Source organism: Microbacterium sp. NPDC008134, from assembly GCF_042957055.1.
Classification (GTDB): Bacteria; Actinomycetota; Actinomycetes; order Actinomycetales; family Microbacteriaceae; genus Microbacterium.
Genome location: NZ_JBIBHO010000001.1, coordinates 301,120 through 324,822, shown reverse-complemented (window position 1 = coordinate 324,822; position 23,703 = coordinate 301,120). Strand labels below are relative to the sequence as shown.

At 70.1% G+C, this 23,703-nt stretch carries 20 protein-coding genes; 7 read left to right on the top strand and 13 right to left on the bottom strand.

The genetic code is table 11. The features are described from left to right. Positions 1-4 precede the first annotated feature (4 nt). Both ACFY9N_RS01565 and ACFY9N_RS01560 read left to right on the top strand, forming a co-directional pair. Positions 5-772: an SDR family oxidoreductase gene (locus ACFY9N_RS01565; RefSeq protein WP_391476479.1), complete on the top strand. Its 768-nt coding sequence runs from the start codon at positions 5-7 to the stop codon at positions 770-772. A 34-nt stretch (positions 773-806) separates the two neighbouring features. Continuing rightward, entirely contained in the window at positions 807-1,817 is a 1,011-nt protein-coding gene (locus ACFY9N_RS01560) for a zinc-binding dehydrogenase (RefSeq protein ID WP_391476477.1), read from the top strand. Positions 1,818-1,951: 134 nt separating this feature from the next. Here the strand turns inward: ACFY9N_RS01560 and ACFY9N_RS01555 are convergent, their stop codons facing one another. Together ACFY9N_RS01555 and ACFY9N_RS01550 are read right to left on the bottom strand one after the other, a co-directional pair. After that, positions 1,952-4,099 (bottom strand): endonuclease/exonuclease/phosphatase family protein, encoded by a 2,148-nt coding sequence (locus ACFY9N_RS01555; RefSeq protein ID WP_391476476.1) that lies wholly within the window; start codon positions 4,097-4,099, stop codon positions 1,952-1,954. 210 nt (positions 4,100-4,309) lie between these two features. Then, positions 4,310-5,044: a GntR family transcriptional regulator gene (locus ACFY9N_RS01550; protein ID WP_391476474.1), complete on the bottom strand. Its 735-nt coding sequence runs from the start codon at positions 5,042-5,044 to the stop codon at positions 4,310-4,312. Between the two features lie 155 nt (positions 5,045-5,199). On the opposite strand from ACFY9N_RS01550, the gene ACFY9N_RS01545 reads away from it, so the two are divergent. From ACFY9N_RS01545 to ACFY9N_RS01535, 3 genes are read left to right on the top strand one after another with little or no spacing between them, the layout of a single operon-like run. Continuing rightward, positions 5,200-6,783, top strand: coding sequence for an ABC transporter substrate-binding protein (locus ACFY9N_RS01545; protein WP_391476473.1), 1,584 nt, complete (start codon positions 5,200-5,202; stop codon positions 6,781-6,783). 42 nt (positions 6,784-6,825) lie between these two features. After that, on the top strand, positions 6,826-7,833 hold the full coding sequence (locus ACFY9N_RS01540) for a dipeptidase (protein WP_391476471.1): 1,008 nt from the start codon (positions 6,826-6,828) through the stop codon (positions 7,831-7,833). Positions 7,834-7,838: 5 nt separating this feature from the next. Continuing rightward, a complete protein-coding gene (locus ACFY9N_RS01535; RefSeq protein ID WP_391476470.1) occupies positions 7,839-9,266 on the top strand; it encodes a helix-turn-helix domain-containing protein in 1,428 nt (475 codons plus the stop codon). A 29-nt stretch (positions 9,267-9,295) separates the two neighbouring features. Here ACFY9N_RS01535 and ACFY9N_RS01530 read toward each other — a convergent pair whose 3' ends face one another. The 6 genes from ACFY9N_RS01530 to ACFY9N_RS01505 form a co-directional block, all read right to left on the bottom strand. Next, complete coding sequence (locus ACFY9N_RS01530) at positions 9,296-11,542, bottom strand: glycoside hydrolase family 3 N-terminal domain-containing protein (RefSeq protein ID WP_391476469.1); 2,247 nt, start codon at positions 11,540-11,542, stop codon at positions 9,296-9,298. Beyond that, positions 11,542-12,573, bottom strand: coding sequence for an ABC transporter permease (locus tag ACFY9N_RS01525; protein WP_391476468.1), 1,032 nt, complete (start codon positions 12,571-12,573; stop codon positions 11,542-11,544). The genes ACFY9N_RS01530 and ACFY9N_RS01525 overlap by 1 nt, the downstream gene beginning before the upstream one ends. Before the next feature lies 1 nt (position 12,574). Beyond that, positions 12,575-13,663 (bottom strand): ABC transporter permease, encoded by a 1,089-nt coding sequence (locus tag ACFY9N_RS01520; RefSeq protein ID WP_391476467.1) that lies wholly within the window; start codon positions 13,661-13,663, stop codon positions 12,575-12,577. Then, a complete protein-coding gene (locus ACFY9N_RS01515) occupies positions 13,660-14,478 on the bottom strand; it encodes an ABC transporter ATP-binding protein (protein WP_391476466.1) in 819 nt (272 codons plus the stop codon). The genes ACFY9N_RS01520 and ACFY9N_RS01515 overlap by 4 nt, the downstream gene beginning before the upstream one ends. Next, complete coding sequence (locus ACFY9N_RS01510; protein WP_391476465.1) at positions 14,475-15,299, bottom strand: ABC transporter ATP-binding protein; 825 nt, start codon at positions 15,297-15,299, stop codon at positions 14,475-14,477. Before ACFY9N_RS01510 ends, ACFY9N_RS01515 begins: the two co-directional genes overlap by 4 nt. Positions 15,300-15,444: 145 nt before the next feature. Further along, complete coding sequence (locus tag ACFY9N_RS01505; protein WP_391476464.1) at positions 15,445-17,112, bottom strand: ABC transporter substrate-binding protein; 1,668 nt, start codon at positions 17,110-17,112, stop codon at positions 15,445-15,447. Positions 17,113-17,236: 124 nt separating this feature from the next. Here ACFY9N_RS01505 and ACFY9N_RS01500 point away from each other — a divergent pair, with 124 nt between their 5' ends. Next, positions 17,237-17,917: a TetR/AcrR family transcriptional regulator gene (locus tag ACFY9N_RS01500; RefSeq protein ID WP_391478434.1), complete on the top strand. Its 681-nt coding sequence runs from the start codon at positions 17,237-17,239 to the stop codon at positions 17,915-17,917. A 53-nt stretch (positions 17,918-17,970) separates the two neighbouring features. After that, positions 17,971-19,185, top strand: a complete 1,215-nt coding sequence (locus tag ACFY9N_RS01495; protein ID WP_391476462.1) for an amidohydrolase — start codon at positions 17,971-17,973, stop codon at positions 19,183-19,185. Positions 19,186-19,402: 217 nt separating this feature from the next. Here ACFY9N_RS01495 and moaA read toward each other — a convergent pair whose 3' ends face one another. From moaA to ACFY9N_RS01470, 5 genes are all read right to left on the bottom strand, one after another. Next, the gene (gene moaA, locus ACFY9N_RS01490; RefSeq protein ID WP_391476461.1) at positions 19,403-20,485 is read right to left on the bottom strand and encodes a GTP 3',8-cyclase MoaA; all 1,083 of its coding nucleotides are present in this window, start codon (positions 20,483-20,485) and stop codon (positions 19,403-19,405) included. Positions 20,486-20,618: 133 nt separating this feature from the next. After that, entirely contained in the window at positions 20,619-21,719 is a 1,101-nt protein-coding gene (locus ACFY9N_RS01485) for an ABC transporter ATP-binding protein (protein ID WP_391476459.1), read from the bottom strand. After that, on the bottom strand, positions 21,716-22,504 hold the full coding sequence (gene modB, locus ACFY9N_RS01480; RefSeq protein ID WP_391476458.1) for a molybdate ABC transporter permease subunit: 789 nt from the start codon (positions 22,502-22,504) through the stop codon (positions 21,716-21,718). The genes ACFY9N_RS01485 and modB overlap by 4 nt, the downstream gene beginning before the upstream one ends. Further along, positions 22,501-23,280, bottom strand: coding sequence for a molybdate ABC transporter substrate-binding protein (gene modA / locus ACFY9N_RS01475; RefSeq protein WP_391476456.1), 780 nt, complete (start codon positions 23,278-23,280; stop codon positions 22,501-22,503). Before modA ends, modB begins: the two co-directional genes overlap by 4 nt. A 1-nt stretch (position 23,281) precedes the next feature. Beyond that, positions 23,282-23,674 carry a molybdopterin-binding protein gene (locus ACFY9N_RS01470; protein WP_391476455.1) on the bottom strand — a complete coding sequence of 131 codons (393 nt, stop codon included), beginning with the start codon at positions 23,672-23,674 and terminating at the stop codon, positions 23,282-23,284. Positions 23,675-23,703 lie beyond the last annotated feature (29 nt).

Genomic DNA, 23,703 nt, shown 5'->3' with positions numbered 1-23,703 from the left:
TCTCATGTCTCAGCTGTTCGACGTCACCGACCGCCTCGCCCTCATCACCGGGTCGTCCCGCGGCCTCGGTCGCTCCCTCGCTCTCGCTCTCGCTCGTGCGGGTGCGCGCGTCGTCGTGCACGGGCGCGATGCGGATGCCGTCGAAGCGACGCGCCTCGAAGCCGAACGGCTGAGCGGTCGCCCCGCGCACGCGCTCGTGTTCGACGTCACGGATGCCGCGGCCGTCGAGCAGGCGATCACGGGCCTGTTCGAGACCGTCGGCGTCCCCGACATCCTCGTCAACAACGCGGGCGTACAGCGTCGCGCACCGTTCACCGAGTTCTCGGTCGCCGACTGGGACGACATCGTCGCGGCGAACCTCTCCGGCGTCTTCTACGTGGCCCGCTTCGTCGCGCCCGGCATGGTCGAGCGCGGCAGCGGCAAGATCGTCAACATCGCGAGCGTGCAGTCGCAGCTCGCGCGGCAGACCATCGCCCCCTACTCCGCCACGAAGGGCGGCGTCGCACAGCTCACCAAGGGCATGGCCGCCGACCTCGCGCGCCACAACGTACAGGTGAACGCGCTCTCGCCCGGGTACTTCGCCACCGAGATGAACCGCGCGCTCGTCGATGACGACGCGTTCAGCGGCTGGCTCACCCAGCGCACGCCCGCCCAGCGCTGGGGCGACTTCGCCGAGCTCGACGGTGCGCTCCTCTTCCTCGCCTCCGACGCGTCCAGCTTCGTGTCGGGACAGAACATCTTCGTCGACGGCGGCATGACCGCCGTCGTCTGATCCGATCACCACCTCTTCTCACCCGGGAGCACTCATGCGCGCAGCCTTCATCGAATCCGCGAAGAACATCGTCGTCCGCGACGTGCCGACGCCCGAGCCCGCCGAGGGGCAGGTGCGCGTGCGCATCGAGTACGTCGGCATCTGCGGCTCGGACCTGCACTACTACTACGAGGGCGCGAACGGCGCGTTCGTCGTGCGTGAGCCGCTCGTTCCGGGCCACGAGGTGTCGGGGCACGTCGACTTCGACCCGAGCGGCGAGCTCGCGGCCGGCACGCCGATCACCGTCCACCCGGCGACGTTCGGGACGCCGAGCGAGAAGATCGCCGACGAGCCGCACCTGTGGCCGGGTGGTGCCTATCTCGGCAGCGCCTCGACGTGGCCGCACACGCAGGGCGGGCTGTCAGAGTTCTTGATCGTCGACCGCGGCATGCTGCGGGTGCTCCCCGAGAGGCTGCCGGTGCGCCGCGCAGCACTCGCCGAGCCTCTCGCCGTCGCCCTCCACGGACTCAGCAAGGCCGGGGATGTCGCGGGGCAGCGCGTGCTCGTGACCGGCTCCGGCCCCATCGGTCTGCTCGCGATCGCGGCGGCGGTCGCGGCGGGCGCTGCAAAGGTCCACGCCACCGACGTGCTCGAGGGTCCGCTCGCTCGCGCGAAGGCGCTCGGTGCAACCCGGGTGTTCGACGTGACCCGCGATGAGGTGCCCGAGAGCGCCTACGACGTCGTGCTCGAATGCTCCGGTGTCGCACCGTCCGTGTCGACGGCGCTGAAGGCGGCACGTATCGCCGGCACGGTCGTGCAGGTCGGGATGGTTCCCAACGAGCCACGTCCGATCAACATCGCGCCCTTCATCTCGAAGGAACTGCGCTGGTTCGGCACGTTCCGGTTCAACGACGAGATCGATGCGGCGGTCGCTCTGCTGTTGGCGCAGCCCCGCATCGAAGAGGTCGTGACGCACGAGTTCGCCGCCGACGACATCGAGGCGGCGTTCGCTGCGGCACGCGATTCCCAGGCATCGGGGAAGGTGCTGGTCTCCGTCTGGCGCTAGTCGGACCGGCCCCGACCGGCCGGTCACAGACTCTGCCGAGCCACCCCCTTGAATGCGAGCCACCCCCTTCCGCACGTCGCGGAAGGGGGTGGCTCGCGCTGAAAGGGGTGGCTCGGCGCCAGGAGCGGATGCCGTTACGACTGACGTACCCGACGGCGAATCACCAGCGCGGCGCCGAGCAACAGCGCGACGACCGCGGCCCAGACGGCCGGCAGCAACAGCTCGCCACCGGTCTGCGCGAGTGCGTCGCCTCCGGCATCCGCGCCCGCACCGGCACCCGGAGCCGCCGTCACGGTCACCGCGGCGGTCACTTCGGAGCCGTCCGGGAGGATCACGACGAGCGTGTGCGCACCGGCCGCGACGGATGCCGGGATCGTGACGGTCGTCGAGAACTCACCCGCGGCCGACGCGGTCACCGAGCCGAGAGCCACCGGCGTGGAGCGCAGCTCGAGCCGCAGCTCTGCACCCGCGTTGAAGCCGGCGCCGCTGATCTTCAGGCTGCCGCCCGCGACCACCGTGGTCGATCCGAGCACGACGGCCGGAGCATCCGAACCGGGCTCCTCCGCCGCCGTCACGGTCACCGCGGCGCTGGTCGCCTCGGCGGGCACGTATCCGTCGAGCGTGCCGCCGACGCGCACCGAGAGCGCACGACCCTCGAGACCCGCGGGGATCGCGAACGTCGCCGCGGTGGCGCCGTCGATGGCCTCGCCATCGGCCAGCCACTGGTACGAGAACGCGGTTCCCGCGGTCCACTCGCCGGGTGCGGCGGTGACCTCGGCGCCGGCGACGGCCGCGCCGGCGATCGTCGGCGTGCCGACGACGAGCTCGCCCGGCTCGGCCGCAGCCTGGCACGCCTCGCCGCAGATCACGAAGTCGGACTGCAGGGCCTTGTGATCGCTGGTCCACAGCGTCTGCGGGGTGAAGATCTCCTCGTCCGACACGGGCAGGGCGCGGGCTCCGCGCACGATGTCACCCGTCGGGCCGACGATGCGCGTGCCGGTCAGGCTCAGGCGGTCGTCGGGAGCGAAGAAGATGTAGTCGATCCGGTCGCGCTCGTCGGCCTCCGGTGCCCAGGCGAGCTGCGAGACGTCGACGTTCGGGGTGTCGGCCGGCCACGTGAATCCGGGGTGGGTCACGGGGTCGGGGTAGGCGGCGCGGTACGCGTCGACGAGGCCACCGTCACGCAGGATGCTGGTGGTCTGCCAGGGAGCGACGACGCTGTTGTGGTCGTAGAGGTTCGCCGTGGCTTCGGTCCAGTCGAGAACCGAGGGCTCGTTCATGTCGGCGCCCATGATCGTCAGGCGTCCGGCGGTGCGCTCGGTCGCCATGTCGGCGGACAGCGCGGCGGCGGCGGCCGGTCGCCCGGAGGCCTGGTTGGCGGCGAGGATCTGCGGCACATCGGTGACCGGGGCGCTGAGCTTGTTCCAGCCGCGCCACTCGGTCGGGAATCCGGAGCCGAGCACGTCGCCCGCGTATCCACGGGGCAGGTACGTGGCGTAGTAGCGGTACTCGAGGTGGCCCGCGTAGGCCGCGACCTGGGTGTCGCCGACCTGCACGATCGCCTTCATCCATCCGCCCTGCGTGCCCGCCACCGTGACGACGCCCGCATCGACGATCGGATAACGCGAGATGACGCCCGCGCTGCCACCCGTGGAGTGGTAGTCGAACCCGAGGTCACGGGCGATGGCAGCCGTGCCGCGCTGCGCCTCCTCGACGAAGATCAGGTCGGCGCCGATCTCGTCGAGCATCGTGGCGTCGGTGGTCTTGCCCCAGAGGTTCATCTGCACGACCGACAGGTCGATCGGCTTCGTGGGGTCGACCTCCGGGCCCTCGCCCGGCTCCTCGGTGACGGGTCCGCCGGCGACGGTGAACGCCACCGGCTCGCTGACGCGTGAATAGCCGTCGTTGTAGAGGTACTCGACGCGGTAGTCGCCCGCCGGAAGCGGGTTGCCCGACCGGTCGTTCGCGGGCAACTGCACCGAGCCGCTCGGGCCGGGAGCGTACGCCCAGGCCATGCCGCACTCGCTGCACGGCTCGGGACGGGAGGCCGGGTAGATCGCCAGCCAGTTCGTGGCGCTCGGGCGATCGGTCGAGTACTCGACCGAGAGGGTTCCCCCGACGGCGACGTCGGTGGCGGCGAGGGTGACCTCGGATGCCGCAGCGGCCGAGGCGGGCACCGCGGTCAGCAGGGGCGACACGAGGATCGCTCCGGCGGCGACGAGCGCGGCGAGCAGGCGGGCGCTCCGACGGGGGCGCACCACGGGGGGAGGTGACGAGGACATGTCTGGCGTGATCCTTCCGGGAACAGGGTCGGCGTCCCCGACGGGACGCCCCTCGGAGGTCGAGATCGCCTCCTGGATGCGACAGAACAGTCGGAAGGTGACGTGACGATGAACGGGGCCGGTCCGGCCGGGGACGGATGCCGCGGGGCCGCCGAATCGGAGCGCCCACGATGCACAGTTGTACAGACGGCTGCTCGGCCGCCCCGCGGATCAACCCGGGTGGCGCGAGAGCGAGGATCCCTGCAGGGAGACGTGCATCTGGAACGACATCGCGTCGGGGAGGTACCGGTCGTCGCCGGCTTCGATCGCGCGCCCGTCCGAGGAGTAGCTGACGCGGTGCACCCGCAGCAAGGGACTCGCCCGCCGCACGCCGAGAAGCTGCGCATCCTCGCTGGGCGCCGCGATCGCGTCGATCGTGTGCTCGCCGTGCGCCATGCGCACACCCCGCGACTCGAGCGCCCCGACGACGGAGGGTTCGTCGGGCGAGAGGTCTTCGACGATCGGCGCGATCCACGACGGGTACACGGTGCGCTCGAGCATGACGACCCGCCCGTTCAACGACCGCAGACGCACGACCTCGAGCACCTCGCCGATCCCCTGACCGCCACGGAACTGCCGCACCTCGGTCGCGGTCGCCGCGCGGCGCTGCTGCGTGAGCACGTGCCCTCCCGGCTCCATACCGCGACTCGCCGCCCACTGCGCGAACGAGCGCATCTCCGAGAAGCGCTGACTCTGCGCCGCCGTGCGCACCAACCAGCCCGAACCCCGCCGAGGGGCGATCGCACCCTGCCGCGCCATGAGTACGAGCGCATTGCGCACGGTACCGCGCGAGACCTCGTAGGTCGCGGCGAGCTGCGCCTCGGACGGCAGCATCCCGGCCGCGTCGAACCCGCCCTCGGCGATCCGGATCGTCAGGTCGCGGGCGATCTCGCGATATCGATGCACGACGCCAGGTTATCCGCCGCCGATCACCGTCGAACCTGCCGAAGAACGCAATCAGCCGGCATCCGAATTGCAGTGCACGGGCGTTGCGATCGAGTGTTACGTACCCATCGAATAATGGGCGAAACCGTTGGCCGCCCCCTTGTCGAGGAGACACGATGAAGACGTATCGAAGGAGAACCGCCCTGCTCGGAGCGACGATCGCCGCCGCTCTGCTCATCACCGCCTGCACCCCCACCGCCAGCGATCCGTCGTCCGAGGCCGGTGATCCCGTCGCCGGCGGAACCCTGCACTGGGGTCTCGGAGCGCAGCCCGCCGCCGGAGGGGTCGACCCCATGGTCGCCGCCGCGCTGGCGGCGCAGGTGATCATGGATCAGTCGTACGAGACCCTGCTCACCAAGGCCGACGACGGAACCATCGAGCCGGGACTTGCGACCTCCTGGGAGCAGGTCGACGACCTCACCTGGGTGTTCGAGCTGCGCGAGGGCGTCGCCTTCGCCGACGGCACGGAGTTCACCGCCGACGACGTCGTGTACACGTTCGAGACGTACCTGACCGCCCAGACGGGCAAGAAGGCCTACCTCGCGAACATGGAGAGCGTCGAAGCCACCGGAGACCTCGAGGTCACCTTCCGCCTGTCGGCGGTCGACGGGACATTCCTCAACGCCGTGTCCGGCTGGCAGACGATGTTCATCGTCGGCCGCGACGGCTACGGCAACGCGACGGAGGAGGAGCGTCAGACCCGCACCTACGGCACCGGTGCGTTCCAGGTCGTCGACTGGCAGGACGGCGTGAGCCTGACGCTCGACAAGAACGAGCACTACTGGGGCGAGGACGAGCCCTACCTCGACCAGATCGTCTTCGACATCATCCCCGACGAGTCCACGCGTCTCGCGGCCCTGCAGTCGGGCTCGATCCAGGGGGCGTCGTTCATCGACGCCCTGACGGCGGATCAGGCGGCCTCCGCCGGATACACCCTCGGCGAGCGCTCGTACACGCAGGGCGTCGGCATCTACCTGAACCCGGGCGACGGACCGCTGTCCGACATCCGCGTGCGGCAGGCCGTCTCCCTCGCGCTCGACCGGCAGGCGCTGGTCGACACCGCGGCGCTCGGCAACGGGGCGATCTCGCTCCTGACCCCTGCAGGTGACCCGGCCTCTCCCGAGATCACCGACTCCACGCCCCTCTACACGCGTGATCTCGATGCGGCCCGCGCGCTGCTCGAAGAAGCCGGCCAGCCGAACCCGACCATCCAGCTCTCCTACTTCGGAGACGTCGCCGCGTCGCAGCATCCGATCTACGAACTGATGCAGCAGCAGCTCGCCGAGGCGGGCATCACCCTCACCCTCAAGGCCACGCCGCAGGCCGAGCTCGCGCCGATCTACACGACGGGCGAATCGTTCGTCGACATGGTCGCGTTGCCCGGCAGCTACCGCCCGGACCCGGCCCTCTACTTCGACGGGTTCCTCTCGGAAGCCGGTCTCTACAACCACTGGCGTGACAACCCCGAGGCCGACGAGGCGCGTGATCTGCTCGCCCAGGTGCGCGCCGAGAGCGACCCGGATGCCAAGGCCGAACTGGTGGAGCAGCTCACCGACGAGGTCGCCGAGCAGGTGCTGGTGCTGATGCCGCTGGCACTCCCGGTCTATTCGGAAGTGTGGGATTCGACCAAGCTGATCGGATACGACTCCGACCCGTACACGTCGATGCACAACCTGATCGGCAGCTGGCTGCAGCCCTGAGTCCGGTCCCGACCGTGAGTACGCCCTAGGAAAGGAACCCCGATGAACGCTCCGGCGCATCCCCTCGTGATCGACGGGTGCAATCCCTCGCGCTGGGATGCGCCGGGCGTGCTCGAACATCTGGTGGAGGGCGGCGTGACCGCGATCAACGCGACGACCGCGATCTGGGAGGGCTACGCCGACACGCTCGACGAGATCGCCCGCTGGCAGCAGCGCTTCCGCACGCGCGCCGACCTGATCCGCCCCGTCCGCACGGCCGACGACGTCCTCCGCGCCCGCGAGGAGCGGCGGGCCGGGATCATCCTGGGGTGGCAGAACGTCGCCCCGATCGAGAACGACCTCGACAGGATCGAGGTGTTCCAGATGCTGGGGGTGCGCATCATCCAGCTCGCGTACAACGTGCGCAACCTCATCGCGAACGGATGCTTCGAGCCCCACGACGACGGTCTGAGTCTGTTCGGCGTGAAAGCCGTGCAGAGGATGAACGACTGCGGCATCCTCATCGATCTCTCGCACGTGGGCGACCGATCGAGTCGGCATGCGATCGACGAGTCGCGGCATCCAGTCGCCTTCACCCACACGCAACTGCGGGAGTACTTCGACACCCCGCGCAACAAGCCGGCCGAGCTCGTCCGCGCGCTCGTCGAGCGCGGCGGCGTCGTCGGCGCGAACGCCTTCCCGCAGTTCCTGCCCGGTGGGTGGGATGCCGACCTCGCGGCGTACATCGACGGCATCGAGCGGTTGATCGAGGTCGCCGGCATCGACGCGGTGGGCATCGCGAGCGACTTCTGCGAGGGCCACGGGCCGGAGTTCTGGGACTACCTCGGCCACGTGCACGGCACGACCGCGATGTGGCAGATCGATGCCCCGCTGGAGCCGACCGTGCGCGGCATCCGCGGTTCCGTCGACACACCCCTGATCACCGCGGCACTGCGCGACCGCGGCTACTCCGACGACGAGGTCGGCAAGGTGATGGGCGGCAACTGGCTCCGTCTCTACCGCGAGGTGTGGGGCGACCAGCCCGCCGCGGAACCCGCTCTGCCACACTGACACCCATGACACGAGTCGTCTCGGCCCTGCACGCTGTGCGGCTGGTCGCCGAGCGCATCGACCCTCTGGCGCCCGTCAGCGTCGGGCAGCTGTCGGCGCAGCTCGGCCTGTCGCTGAGCAGCACATCGAGGCTGTGCGCCGAGCTCGCGTCGATCGGTCTTCTCGAGCCGTCCGCCGAGTACGGGTCGTACGGGCTGGGGCTCCGCGCGATCCGGATCTCCGGTCGCGCCGCCGCCCCGACCGCCCGACAGGTGCAGCTCGCGCTCGCCGAGGCGGCGCGCGTCACCGGTGACACGGTGTGCATCGCGGCCGCGGTGCGCGACGGCATCCGCATCGTCGCGTCCGTCGAGTCGGGGTGGACGCTGTTCGTCCCGGCCGCGGTCGGCTCGCGGGTGGACGACGGCGAATCCGCGATCCGGTCGGCGATCGACACGTCGTCGACCGCGAATCGTGCGCGCCTCTTCGAGTCCGTCGTCGGCGTGCGCACCGAGGTGGCGGCTCCGATCCGCGACCGCACGGGGCGGACGATCGCCGCCGTCGCCGTGCGGCTGCCGCGCAACCGGTCCCGGTCGGCGGCGGCACGCGCCCGTCGCGCGGTCGACCAGGCGCGGGAACGGATCGAAGCCGGGATCACCCAGGTCGGAGAGTTCCGGGAGCGGGCACGCGACTCGGCCGCTCGTCGCCGGGGACCCGAGGAACTCTCCACGCTCGAAGCCGTCGCTCTTCTCCTGGAGCACCTCGCGGAGGGGGCCGACGTCCCGCGAGAGCTCTGGCGCGCCGTCGGCATCTCCGCCGGACGTGGACAGCGCCTGATCGATGCCGCCGAGGGGGCGGGCGTCGTGCACCGAGACGCCGACGATTCCGTGCTGCGCCTGAGTTGGTCGGTGCACGGGTGGCACCGCGCTGCGGTCACCCCGATCCTCACGACGCGCGGTGATCGGCTCGTCGCCGAGACATCGCAGGCGACCGGACACAGCGCGTTCCTGACCGTGATGCGCCGTATGCGCAGCGTGACCCTGGTCGAGAAGCTCGCCGAGCAGCCCGATGGCCTGGTGATGGCGCCGTGGCTCGGTCGACCGTGTCCCCTCGAACTCTCCGACGGCGGCCCCGCCCTGCTGCTCGACTACGGCATCGAGGCGATCGCGACACTGATCCCGGGCGACACCCCGCTCGCCGCGCTCGAGACGCTCCGCGACGGCATGTGGCAGATCGCCCGAGACGGCGTGCTCTCCCGGGAATCCGCCGAGGAGGCCGGGCAGATCGGCATCACCGCCCCCGTCCGCGACTCGAGCGGGCTCGTCGTCGCCGCCGCCTGCATCGTCGGCACCACCGGGGCGGTCAAGGCGAAGCTCGGCGAGGCGCGCGCCGCAGCGGTCGCCCTCGCGGCGCGGGTCTCCGAGCAGCTCGGGGCCCACGCACTACTGGGTCCCTGAGCTTGTCGAAGGGCCCACCGACGCACCCATCACTCCACCGTGAACCCCGCCCCGAGCAGCTTCTCCTCGCGCGACGACGGGCCGACCAGCAACGCGAACTCGCCCGCCTCGACGACCCGCACTCCCGCGGCATCCACGATCGTGCAGTCGGCCACCGGCACCTCGATCCGCACGCGCGCCGACTCCCCCGGTGCGAGGTCGACCTGACGGAAGGTCTTGAGCTCGCGGTCGGTCCAACTCACGCTCGTCACGGCATCCCGCACGTACACCTGCACCGTCTCGCGCACCGGCCGCTCCCCGGTGTTCGTCACCGTCACGTGCCCGACGACGACGTCATCGCGTCCCAGCGCCGAGCGCTCCAGCGCGAGGTCGGCATACGACACCGTCGTGTACGAAAGCCCGTCACCGAAGCCCCAGGCCGGAGCCTGCGTGAGGTCGGCATAGCGGTCGCCGTGCTGTCCGCGGATCTGGTTGTAGTAGGTCGGCTGCTGGCCGACGTGACGGGCGAAGGAGATCGGCAGGCGGCCCGAGGGTTCCACCTGACCGGCGATGATCTCGGCGATCGCGCGACCGCCCTGCATGCCCGGGCTCGCGGCCCAGATCACGGCGGCGGCCCGCGAGACGGATGCCGGCAGCACGAGCGGCTTCGACGCCATGAGCACCACCACGACGGGTGTCCCGGTGGCGATCACCGCGTCGAGCAGGGCGTTCTGCCCGCCGATGAGTTCGAGGGTGGCGGTCGAGCGCCCCTCGCCGACGAGTTCGATCCGGTCTCCGACGACGGCGACCACGACGTCGGCCGCCTCGGCCGCGGCGACGGCTTCGGCGATCAGCGCCTCGTCGGGGGCGCACGGCTTCACGATGCGCGGGCGCGGCTGGCCGTCGGGGAACAGCGCGCCCTGCGGGTCGTCTTCGAGGGTGAGGATGTCGGCGCCCCGGGCGTGCGAGATCGACCACCCGTCGACCCCCCACAACCCGTCGAGCACGGTCGTGATCATCTCACGGGGCTGCCCGTCGAGCCATCCGGCCTGGCCCGATCCACCGGCCCAGTCGCCGAGCTGCGTCTGCGCATCGTCGGCGAGCGGTCCGACGACGGCGACCTTCGTCGGACCGCTCGCGTCGAGTGGCAGCACCCCGTCGTTCTCGAGCAGCACGATCGACCGGCGCGCGATCTCGAGGTTGAGCTCGGCGTGCGCGACGCTGCCGACGACCGTGTCGAGATCGTCGCGTGGCAGCCGCGGGTCTTCGAACAGCCCCAGCTCGAACTTGAGGGTGAGGATGCGCGCGGCGGCGGCATCGAAGGCATCCGTCGGCAGCAGCCCGCGCTCGACGGCCTCGATCGCGCCCTCGTAGAACCCGGGCGTGGTCATGATCATGTCGTTGCCGGCGCGTGTCGCGGCGGCCGAGGCGTGCGCGTAGTCGGGCTGCACGTGCTGCTCCCACACCATGCGCCCGACGTTGTCCCAGTCGGTAACGAGTGTGCCGGTGTAGCCCCACTCGCCGCGCAGCACGTCGGTGAGCAGCCAGTCGTTCACCGTGATCGGCACTCCGTCCATCGTCTGGTACCCGAGCATGAACACCCGGCATCCCTCGCGGGCGACCCGCTCGAACGGCGGCAGGAACCACGAGCGCAACTTGCGGCGCGAGATGTCGGCCTCGCTGGCATCGCGCCCGCCCTGCGTCTCGGAGTACCCGGCGAAGTGCTTCGCGGTGGCGAGGATCGCGGTGGGGTCGTCGAGCCCGTCACCCTGGTAGCCGCGCACCATCGCCGAGGCGAGCTCGCCGATGAGGAACGGGTCTTCGCCGAACGACTCGTCGACGCGGCCCCAGCGCAGGTCGCGGGCAATGCAGAGTACGGGAGAGAAGGTCCAGTGGATGCCGGTGACCGCGACTTCCTCGGCGGTGGCGCGGGCCACGCGCTCGACGAGCTCGGCATCCCACGACGCGGCCATGCCGAGCTGGGTCGGGTAGATCGTCGCCCCCGGCCAGAACGAATGGCCGTGGATGCAGTCCTCGGCGACGAGCAGCGGGATGCGCAGCCGGGTCCGAGCCGTCAGGTCGTTCGCCTGCAGGATGCGTTCGGGCGAGGTGTGCAGGATCGACCCGGCGTGACGGCGCAGGATGTGGTCGTCGAGGTCCTCGCGCGCGTCGAGCTGCAGCATCTGCCCGATCTTCTCCTCGAGCGTCATGCGGTCGAGGAGGTCGGCGACGCGCTCGTCGATCGAGAGGGCGGGGTCCTGGTACGGCAGTGCCGTGGTGAGGGTGGAGGAGGTCATCACTTCGCGTTCCGGGTCAAGAGGGTCGAGGAGTTCTGCGTGGTCGTATCGTCTCGGGTCGAGCTGGGCGGAGCATCCGTGTTCGCCATCGGGATGCTGCGCACCGCCGTGACGGCGTCGTTCACGTCGAGGCCCTTCTTCTTCATCGCGCGCGCCCGCTCGCCCGCCGAGCGCAGGCGCGGGTTGACGTATTCGTCGATGCCGAAGTTGATGAGCGAGAGCGCGACGCCGATGATCGCGATGCAGAGCCCGGCGGGCACGTACCACCACCACAGGCGCGGGAAGGCGCCGTTCTGCTGCGCCCAGAAGAGGATCGTGCCCCAGTTGAGGTTGTTCACCGGGATGACCCCGATGAACGCCAGCGTCGTCAGGCCCAGGATCGCCGCGGTGACGGTGCCGACGAAGCTCGACGCGATGAGCGCCATGAGGTTCGGCAGCATCTCGACCGTGATGATCCGGCGCAGGGGCTCGCCGTTGGCGCGCGCCGCCTGGATGAAGTCGCGGTTGCGCAGCGACATGGTCTGCGCGCGCAGGACGCGCGCGCCCCACGCCCACCCGGTGAGCCCGAGCACCGCGGCGATGAGGATGAGCGGCGGGTTCTCGAACTGCGACGCGATGATGATGATCAACGGGATGCCGGGGATCACGAGGAACACGTTCGTCAGCGCCGAGAGCGACTCGCTCTTCCAGCCGCGTACGTAGCCGGCGATGACGCCGATCGTGATCGCGATGACCGTGGCGATCGCGGCCGACAGGAAGCCGACCACGATGACGCCGCGGGTGCCGAAGATGATCTGGCTGAGCACGTCCTCGCCCATGTGCGTCGTGCCGAGCCAGTGCTCGAACGACGGCGGCTGGCGCAGCGCCGAGCGGTCCTTCTGGGTGGGGCCGTAGGGCGCGATCCAGTCGGCGAGGATCGCGATCAGCACGAACGCGCCGAGGATCACGAGCCCCGCGATCGACTTGCGGTTTCCGAACATCGCGAACGCCTGCGCGAGCTGCGAGGCGAAGGTCTTTCGTTCAGCGGTCATCTCAGGCCTCCGTCTGACGGGTGCGCGGGTCGAGGTACGCGTAGACGACATCGGCGAGGATGTTGGCCGCGAGCACCGAGAGCGTGATCACCAGGAAGACGCCCTGCATGAGCGCGAAGTCCTTGGCGTTGGTGGCGTCGAGCAGGAGCTTGCCGAGGCCGGGATAGCTGAAGACCATCTCCATGACGATCGTCCCACCGACGATGAACCCGATCGAGAGCGCGAAGCTCTGGATCTGCGGCAGCACCGCGTTGCGCGCGGCGTAGGCCCAGAGCACGCGCCGGTTCGGCATGCCCTTCGCCTGGGCGACGGTGATGTAGTCCTCGTCGAGCACGGTCAGCATCATGTTGCGCATGCCGAGCATCCATCCGCCGAGCGACGCGATGATGATCGTCATCGCCGGCAGCGTGCCGTGCATGATCACCTGGCCGATGAAGTCGAGGCTCCACTCGGGCGACTGCCCCTTGTCGTAGGCGTGCGACGAGGGGAACCACTTCAGGGTCGACGAGAAGATGGCGATCGCGATGAGGCCCAGCCAGAAATACGGGATGGTGTTGAAGAAGGTCGTGATGGGGATGAGCGCGTCGAGTCTGCTCCCGCGCTTCCAACCGACGATCGCCCCGCCGACGGTGCCGAGCAGGAACGAGATGATCGTCGCGAGACCGACCAGGCCCAGTGTCCACGGCAGGGCGGCGGCGAGCACCTCGCCCACCGGCCGCAGTCCGTGCAGCGTCGAGATGCCGAGGTCGCCGCGGAACAGCATCCCCCAGTACTCGATGTACTGCTGCCAGATCGACTTGTCGCTGTCGATGCCGAGCAGGATGCGCAGCGACTCCGCCGCCTCCGGGCTCACGTTGCGGTTGCGCGCGAGATACGAGCTGACCGCATCGCCCTTCATGAACCGCGGCAGGAAGAAGTTGATCGTGATCGCGGCCCACAGCGTGAACAGATAGAAGCCCGCGCGTCCGACGAAGAACCGCCAGGCGACCGGGCGTCGCCCGCGCTCGGCCGTCGTCGCGGTCGTGCCGACCTCGAGAGCGTCCTGCGCGACGAGATCGTTGTCGTCGAGCTGGGGGAATGCGGTGCTCACTGGGCGCCTCCGTTCGGGGATGCACTCGCGGATGCCGAGGCGAAGTGCTTCTCGGGATCGGGGGATGCCGCGCGCAGCTCGCGCGTGTAGGGGTCCTGCGGGTCGAGGATGACCTCGTCGGCCGTGCCGTGCTCGACCACGCGTCCCTGGTTCAGCACCATGATCTCGTCGCTGAAGTGACGCGCGGTGGCGAGGTCGTGCGTGATGTAGAGCACGCCCAGCCCCTCCTCGCGCTGGAGGTCGGCGAGCAGGGTCAGCACACCGAGGCGGATCGAGACGTCGAGCATCGAGACCGGTTCGTCGGCGACGAGGATCGACGGACGGGAGGCCAGGGCACGGGCGATCGCGACCCTCTGCCGCTGGCCGCCCGACAACTCGTGCGGGCGGCGATCGATCACGGCATCCGCATCGAGCCGGACCCGGGCGAGCAGGCGTCGCACCTCGTCCTCGGTCTCGTTCTTCGGCACCACGTCGTCGAGGCGGATCGGGCGCTCCAGGTGATAGCGGATCGAGTGGTAGGGGTTGAGCGAGGCGAACGGATCCTGGAAGACCATCCGCAGTTGTTGGCGGTAGCGGCGCAGGCCCCTGCCCCGGCGGGGCACGGGCTCGCCGTCGAGCAGCACCCTCCCGCTCGACGGGGTCTCGAGCTGGGTGAGGATCTTCGCGATCGTCGACTTGCCGCTGCCCGACTGACCGACGAGCCCGAGCGTGCGCCCCGAGTCGAGCGTGAAGCTCACGTCATCGAGCGCCGTGATCTGCCCGGCACCGCGCACCGTGTAGGTCTTGGTGATGTTCTGGAACTCGAGGGTGGTCATCGCACCAGCACCCCTCTCTCCCCGGTGAGTCGGGGGAACGACGACAGCAGCGTGCGCGTGTACTCCTGCTGTGGATTCCGCCAGATCTGCTCGGCAGGAGCGAGCTCGATGATCTCGCCCTCGCGCATGATCGCGATGCGATCGCTGATCTCGAGCAGCAGCGGCAGATCGTGGGTGATGAAGATGACCGAGAAGCCGAACTCGTGCCGCAGTTGCGAGATCTGCTTCAGGATCTCGCGCTGCACCAGCACATCGAGGGCGGTGGTCGGCTCGTCCATCACCATCAGTTGGGGTCGCAGGGCCAGCGCCATCGCAATCATCACGCGCTGGCGCATGCCGCCCGAGAGTTCGTGCGGGAACGACCGCACGCGCTGACGCCCGACCTTCACGATCTCGAGCAGATCCTCGGCCTCGGCCCGTCGCTGGCGGCGGTTCATCTCGGGACGGTGGATCTCGAAGACGTCCTCGAGCTGGGAGCCGATCGTCGCGACCGGGTTCAGGGCGTTCATGGCGCCCTGGAACACCATCGACACCTTGTCCCAGCGGAAGCGCTGCATCGCCTCGACACCGAGGGAGTTGATGTCGACATCGACGCCCGAGACATCGTGGAAGGTGACGTCGCCACCGGTGATCACGGCCGGCGCCCGCAGCAGGCGCTGCACACCGTACGCGAGCGTGGTCTTGCCGCATCCGCTTTCGCCGGCGAGACCGAGGATCTCGCCGCGCTGCAGTTCGAGGGTGACGTTCGTGACCGCCGCGACCGGCGGATCGACGTCGTACACGACCGAGAAGTCGCGCACGGTCAGGAGGGGGTCTGGCATGGGGGTCCCTTCGTGGGGTGCTGCGTGGGGGGCCCTTCGACAGGCTCAGGGACCCAATACCGGACGGCGGAGGCCGGGGCCCTTCGACAGGCTCAGGGACCCAGTGGGTGGCTGAGCCTGTCGAAGCCCGGCCTCCTCGTCGCGATTACTCGGCCGGCTTCAGCTTCGTGAGGATGAGCACGATGTTCTGCTGCGTCGGGTCACCGGACGCGTAGGGGTCCTCTTCCGAGGGCCATCCCACGTAGTTGCGCGTGTTGAACTGGCCCAGCAGCGGGTGCGCGCCGAGCGGGATCGCCGGCACCTGCTCGACGAAGATCTTCTGCAGGGTGTCGAGGGAGGTGGTGCGCTCCTCGTCCGACGAGGCGTTCGCGTAGGTGTTCAGCGCCTCGGTCGCGGCGGGGTCCTCGAAGCGGCCGAAGTTGAATCCTGCGATGCCCTCCGGGGAGATCCATCGCGGGTCCATGGTCGAGGTGTAGAGGCCGTAGGCCGTGCCGCTGTCTTCGAGCCAGTGGATGATCGCCGAGAACGAGCCGTCGTCGCGGGGTCCGGCCCAGCCACCCCAGTCGGGCATGTCGATCTTGACCTCGGCGCCGATGGACTCCTTGACGTCCTCGGCGATGAGCTCCTGCGCGGTGTTCCAGTCGCTCCACCCCGAGGGCACCGAGAGCGTGAACGAGACGGGGGCGCCGTCGGGGTCGACCAGGGCGTCGCCCTCCCAGGTGTAGCCCGCGCCCTCGAGCAGGTCGCGCGCCTTCTCGGCATCCACCTCGTAGTTCTGCCCGGCGAACTCGGGCTGAATCTCGTCGTCGAGGATCGACGACAGACCCGTCACCGACCACACGGCCTCGCTCGCGCCCTCGCGGGCGATGTCGACGTAGGCGTCGCGGTCGATCACCCAGGCGAGGGCCTGGCGGAAGGCCGGGTCGTCGAACGGCTTCTCGTGCAGGTTCATGAACAGCGTCGCCGAACCGGTGGTCGGGGCGACGAAGTACTTGTTGTGCTCGGGGTCGACCGAGAGGAACTGCTCCTCGATCTGCGGGATGAACGCCTGCGCCCAATCGGCCTCGCCCTGCGCGAGGGCCGTGGTCAGCGCGGTGTTGTCGCCGTAGGAGACGTAGTGCAGCTCGGGCACGGCCAGGTCGCCGCCCCAGTAGTCGTCGCGCGCCTCGAGGGTGACCGACTCGGTCGACCAGTTCGACAGGGCGTAGGGGCCGGTGCCGACGAGGTCGTCGCCCGTGACCGGGTCGGTGGCCGGCTCGTCGAGGTTCTCCCAGATGTGCTTCGGCACGATCGGCACGTGCAGCACGCGGGCCTGGTTGACGTACTTCGACTCGCCGAAGGTGAGGGTCACGGCGTCGCCGTCGACGGTCGCCCCCTCGAACTTGAGGCCGGCGGTGTCGAGCGCGGGAGTCGAGACGAGCTCGTAGGTGAAGACGATGTCGTCGGCGGTGAAGGGCTCGCCGTCGCTCCAGGTGACGCCCTCGCGGGGCACGACGGTCAGCTGCGTGTAGTCGTCGTTCCACTCGATGCTCTCGGCGAGCCAGGGGGTGACGCCGCGGTCGCCGGTCTGGTTCACGAGGCCGAGGGTCTCGAAGATGACCTTGCCGTACCCGTACTTCGAGGCGGCGGAGTCGCCGACGTAGGGGTTGTTCGACTCGGTGGTGATCGCGCCGTCCGGCTTGGCGATCGTGAGGGCGGCGGAGCCTGACCCTTCACCGGCATCCGACGATCCACCGGACGAGCATCCGGCGAGCGCGGTGGTGCCGAGCGCGGTGACCGCCGCGAGGGCGATCAAGGACCTACTGAGCTTCATTGCTTCTCCTTGGGGGCACGGTCTTTGTGCTGTGTCGCCGTCGAGCGGTCGGTGATCAACGGCCTCGTGATTTGCTTACTGGCGAGAAAGTAAGCTTCCGTGAGGTTACCTACTGGTGAGTAAGATGGCAACCCTGAGCACGAACGACGGGGGTCACGTGAACGAGAACAGCGAGAAGTCGCGGGTGCGTCCGGCGACCCTGGCCAAGCGCGAGTCGATCCTGCAGGCCGCCGTCGAGATCTTCGGCAACAAGGGATCGACCAACGGCACCCTCGCCGACGTCGCCGAGCAGGTGGGCATGACCCACGCCGGCGTGCTCCACCACTTCGGCTCGAAGCAGAAGCTGCTGCTCGAGGTGCTCGCCTACCGCGATCAGGCCGACGTCGCCGACCTCGCCGAGAAGCACATCCCCGACGGGCCCGAACTCTTCCTGCACCTCGTGCGTACGGCCTTCGCCAACGAGCTGCGCCCCGGAATCGTGCAGGCGTACACGGTGCTCTCGTCGGAGTCGGTGACCGACGACCACCCCGGACGCGAGTACTTCGAGGAGCGGTACACGACCCTCCGCCGCGAGGTCACCGCCGCGTTCCACGAACTCTGCGCGCAGGAGGGAGTGACGGCACCCGACACGATCGCCGCGGCATCCTCCAGCATCCTCGCCGTCATGGACGGCCTGCAACTGCAGTGGCTGCTGCACCCCGACCTCATCGAGCTCGGCGAGACCAGCGCCTTCGCGATCCAGGCGATCGTCACCGCCGTGCTGCGCCCCGGCCCCGCCCTCGACACCTACGTCTCCGGGGCCTGACCCCGAGCCCTCCCCCCGGGACGGCATACCGGCCCGCCGGATAGGCTCGGGCCATGACGATCGATCTCGAAGCGCTCTACGTCGACCTGCATCAGCACCCCGAGCTCTCCTTCCAGGAGACCCGCACCGCCGGCATCGCCGCCGGTCATCTGCGAGACCTCGGCCTCGAGGTGCACGAGGGCGTCGGAGTGACGGGCGTGGTCGGCATCCTGCCCAATGGCGACGGACCCACGGTCTGGGTGCGCGCCGACATGGATGCGCTGCCCGTGGGCGAGCAGACCGGCCTCGCCTACGCGAGCACCGCCACCGGCATCGACCCCGCCGGCAACACCGTTCCCGTCATGCACGCATGCGGCCACGACATGCACGTGACCGCGATGATCGGCGCCGTCGAGAAGCTCGTCGCCGGGCGCAGCGAATGGTCGGGCACCCTCGTCGTGCTCATCCAGCCCGCCGAGGAGTACGGCGCGGGCTCGCGCGCGATGCTCGACGACGGCCTGCTCGACATCGCCCCGAAACCCGACATCGTGCTCGGCCAGCACGTGACCCCGCTGCCCGCCGGCACCATCGGCGTGCGCCCGGGCACCCAGATGGCGGCATCCGACGGCCTCACCGTCACCCTGCACGGCCGTGGCGGGCACGGCTCGCGCCCGCACTCCACCATCGACCCGATCGTCATGGCCGCGGCGACCGTCATGCGCCTGCAGACGATCGCCTCGCGCGAGGTCGACCCGCGCGACGTCGCTGTCGTGACCGTCGGCTCCATCCACGCCGGACTCAAGAACAACATCATCCCCGCCGAGGCGAAGCTCGAGCTCAGCCTGCGCTACCCGAACGACGAGATGCGCGACCGTGTGCTCGCGAGCGTCGAGCGGATCGTGCGCGCCGAGGCCGCGGCATCCGGAGCCGAGCGCGAACCCGAGATCCGCACCGACCACACCCTCCCGCCCACGATCAACGATGCGGATGCCACGGCCCGCGTCACCCGGGCGCTCAAGAGCGTGCTCGGCGAAGCATCCGTCGTCGACCCCGGAATGTTCACCGGCAGCGAGGACGTCTCGTGGTTCGCCCGCGACACCGGCGCACCGCTCGTGTTCTGGTTCTGGGGAGGTGTCGACCCCGCGACCTTCGCGGCGGCGATGGCCGGCGGCACGCTCGACAAGGACATCCCGACCAACCACTCGCCGTACTTCGCGCCGGTCATCCACCCGACGATCGAGGTCGGCGTGACGGCCCTGACGACCGCGGCGCGCGAATTCCTCGACTGAGGCCGGCGGGCGGGCCCCAACTCAGGACATTCGCCGCCGAAAGCCCTGTTTCGTGCCCGATTCGGAACGTCTGGGCCTGTTTTTCCTGAGTTGGTGCCACCCGACCCGCGCATAACTCCGGAGAAATCGCCGCCTCCCGGCCGGTTCGACCCCGAAACCGCCCGGAACGGTCGTTCTCTGAGGAGTTATGAACCGCGCAAAGGCGCGACCGACGCGCTCAGCCGCCGATCGCGTTCATCCCGCGCGCCGGCTGCAGGAACGACGGGTCGTCGATCGCGTGTCCCGGCAGCTTGCCGAGGATGCACGAGCGCAGCAGGTCGGCGATCTGATCGTCGCGCTGACCGGGAACGGATGCCTCGCCGCGCAGCAACGCGGTGAGGTCGTACTCGTCGTTCGAGAACAGGCAATTGCGCAACTGTCCGTCGGCCGTGAGGCGCAGGCGGTCGCACGCACCGCAGAACGGGGCGGTGACCGAAGCGATGACGCCGACCTCGTGCGGTCCGCCGTCGATGCGCCACTTCTCGGCGGGCGCCCCACCACGGCCGGGAACCGGCTCCAGCGACCACCGCTCGCCGAGCGCGGCGAGGATCTCCTCGCGCGTGACCATGGTCGAGCGGTCCCACGTGTGCCCGGCGTCGAGCGGCATCTGCTCGATGAACCGTAGCTGCGCGCCGACGCCCATCGCGAACGCCACGAGGTCCGCGAGCTGGTCGTCGTTGACGCCGCGCATCGCGACGGCGTTGAGCTTGAGCGGGCGCAGATCGGATGCCGCGGCCGCCGCGATCCCCTCGAACACGTCGTCGAGCCGGTCGCGCCGGGTGAGGTCGGCGAAGCGCTGCCGGTCGATCGTGTCGATGCTGATGTTCAGTCGCGTGAGGCCGGCATCGATGAGGGCAGGGAGCTTCTGGGCCAGGCTGATGCCGTTGGTGGTCATCGCGACCTCGACCGGGCCGTCCTCCCCCTGGATGCGCGAGATGCGCCGCACGACATCGACGATGTCGGGCCGCAGCAGCGGCTCGCCTCCGGTGAGCCGGAAGGTGCGGATGCCGAGGGCCGCCGCCACCTCGGCCACCTCGACGATCTCGTCGGTCGAGAGGATGCTGGTGCGCGCGAGCCACTCGTTGCCCTGCTCGGGCATGCAGTAGGTGCAGCGCAGGGAGCAGCGGTCGGTGAGCGAGATGCGCAGATCACGGTGCACGCGGCCGTGGGTGTCGACGAGTCCGCGCGGGTCGATCTCCGTGCGTTCGCGGGGCTGGGCCTCGGGTGCTCGGCGGCCGATCACGACCGGTACGGCCGTCATCGCTCCCCCTCGATCCCCATCATCCTCCGAGACTAACCCGTGGAATACCGGTCGGGGCGGGTATGGCAGGGATCGGCGGGCGATTGCCAGGGCGGCGTCAGAACGGTGCCCGCCCAGACGGACGGGCACGAACTCAGCCCGCGACGAACCGCACCGCCCCCGGATCGACCCGGAGCCGCACGGACATCCCGACCGCCATCCCCGCAGCCTCCGCCAGTGGAACGTCGACGACCACCGCCTCGGTGCGCACCCGCACCCCCGCGACGGTCGGCTCGAGCGACGTGATCACTGTCGACCAGACACCGGCATCCGATATCTCGGGTCCGACCACCCGCACATCGCCCGGACGGAAGACCGCGGCCAGCGGCGCCCCGTCGGTCGCGGCGAGCGCCTGCGACGCGGCATCCGCACTCGCGACCCGCATATCGCCGCCGCGCCACTCCCCTTCCGAGGCGACCCCGGCGAGGCGGTTCATCCCGGCGATGCTGGCGACGAAAGCGGATGCCGGTGACGCCAGCACCTCGCGCACCGCCCCGCTCTGCGTGACTCGACCCGCCTCGACGACGACCAGCCGATCGGCCAGTGACACGGCGTCCTCCGCGTCGTGGGTGACCGCGACCGTCGTGGTGCCGGCGAGCTGTTCGCGCAGCATCCGCCGGATGCCGCCCGCGGTCTCGGGGTCGAGGGCGACGAGCGGCTCATCGAGCAGCACGGCCCGCGGCGAGGCGGCGAGCGCGCGGGCGACAGCGACCCGCTGGCCTTCGCCGCCCGAGAGCTCGCGGGGCATGCGACCGCCCGATCCGGGCAGGCCCACACGATCGAGCCATTCGTCGGCCGTGGCGCGCGCCTCGCGAGCGGCAATCCCGGACGACCGCAGACCAAATGCGACGTTCTCGCGCACGGACAGATGCGGGAACAGGCGGGCGTCCTGACCGAGCAGCACGATCCCGCGGTGCATCGGCGCGATCTGCACGCGCGGCGACGAGACCCGGTCGACGGTCGCGCCGCCGACCGATATCTCACCTGCCGACAGGGGCACGAACCCGGCGAGCGCCTGCAGCAGCGTGGACTTGCCGGCGCCGCTCGGCCCCATCACGGCGACGGTCTCGCCCGCGGCGACCTCGATCGCGACGTCGACCGCGAAGTGCTCTCGCGGCACGACGACATGCGCGCGCAGCCCCGTCGTCGCGCCGCGGGCCGACGAGCCGACCTCGCTGATCGCTTCGCCGCTCATCGCGCGGCCCCCGGTCGCCAGCCCCGAACGAGGAGAAGCACCGCGATGGCGGTCGCGAGCAACAGCAGCGCGAGTGCGACCGCCGCCCCCTGCGTGACGCCCGCACCGTTGAAGGCCGTGTAGATCGCGAGCGGCATGGTCTGGGTGACGCCTGGACGGTTACCGGCGAACAGCGCGGTCGCCCCGAACTCGCCGATCGCCCGGGCGAAACACAGCACCACACCCGCGACGATTCCCGGGGCGGCGAGAGGGAGGGTGATGCGGCGCAGGATGGTCCACCGGCCGGCCCCCAGCGCGGCGGCCGTGCGCTCGTGGTCGAGACCCGAGGTGCGCACGGCTCCCTCGACGGCAAGCACGAGGAACGGCAGCGCGACGAACGTCTGCGCCAGCACGACGGCGGGCGTGCTGAATGAGAGCCCCAGCCCGCCGAACCACCCCGCGCGACCGAACAGATAGAGGAGCGCCACACCGCCCACCATCGGCGGCAGCACGAGCGGCACGGTCACCGCCGCACGCAGAACGGCCGCGAGCCGCGGCCCGGAGCGCGCGATGTACAGGGCGAGCGGCACGCCCACCGCGATGCAGAGCACCGTGGCGATCAGCCCCGTACCCAGCGAGAGCACGAGGGCGGAGCGCGCGGCATCCGATGTCACGTCCGCGATGAAGGTCGACCAGTCGACTCGGGCGATCAGCGCGGCGAGCGGCAGGATCAGGAACGCGAGTCCGATCGCCGCGGGGATCGCGAGCGCGCGTGGCGCATAGCCTCGCGCGCCGGTGGCGCTCACGGCTTGCCGAAGCCGAAGTCCGCGAGGATCGCCTGCCCGGCGTCCGAGAGCACGAAGGCGACGAAGGCGGCCGCGGCATCCGGGTTCGCGGCCCCGTCGAGTGCGGCGATCGGATAGTGATTCACGACGTCGTCGGCGTTCTCGGGCACGATCGACTCGACCGCGTCGTTGCCGATCACGTCCGTCGCGTAGACGAGCCCGGCATCGGCCTCGCCGGTCGCGACCTTGGTGAGCACGGCGGTCACGTTCTGTTCGAGGCTGGCGGCCTCGACGGTGACGCCGGCCGCATCGAGGAGCTTCGCGGATGCCGCACCGCACGGCACCTCGGAGGCGCACAGCACCGTCGTCACGTCGGCCAGATCGGCGAGGCTCTCGACGCCGGCGGGGTTTCCGGCGGGCACGGCGATGACGAGCGTGTTCGAGGCGAACAGCTCGGGGTCGATCGCCGCGTCGCCGGCCTTGTCCATGTTGGCCTCGTCGGCGGACGCGAACACGTCGGCCGGTGCTCCCTCGAGGATCTGCGTCACCAGTGTCGACGAGCCGTCGTACACCGGCACGACGGTCACGTCGGGGTGCTCGGCGGTGAACGCCGAAGCCAGCGTGTCGAACGCACCCGTGAGCGACGCCGCGGCGTAGACCGAGATCTCGCCCTCGAGCGTGTCGGCGGCGGCATCCGTGGGCGCCGGTTCGTTCGCGCTCTCCGCGGCGCACCCGGTGAGGGCGAGCGCGACGGCGGCGAGCACGGCGACGGTGGAGCGGCGGAGCGTGCGGTTCATGTCAGCCCTTCGGGGTTTCGACGACGACGTGCGTCGCTTTGATGGATGCCGTGGCCAGCGAGCCGACGTCGAGACGCAGTTCGCGCGCAGCCTCCGCCGACATCAGCGAGACCACGCGGTGGGGTCCAGCCTGGATGTCGACCTGGGCCATCAGCCCGTCGATCTGCACCCGGGTGACGATGCCCGTGAAGCGGTTGCGGGCGCTGGAGTGCCCCTCGTCGGCGGCGTCCCTCTCGGCGGCGAGCGCGAGGGTGCGGGCGGCGAGCGCGTCACCCGGGATCTCGGCGGGGACTGCATCGGTCACCGGCAGCAGCCCCTGGTCGATCCACCGGCGCACCGTGTCGTCGCTGACTCCGAGGAGTTGCGCGGCACGGGTGATGCGGTAACTCTGCATGCGGCCAACGATACCGCAGAAGCGGAGTT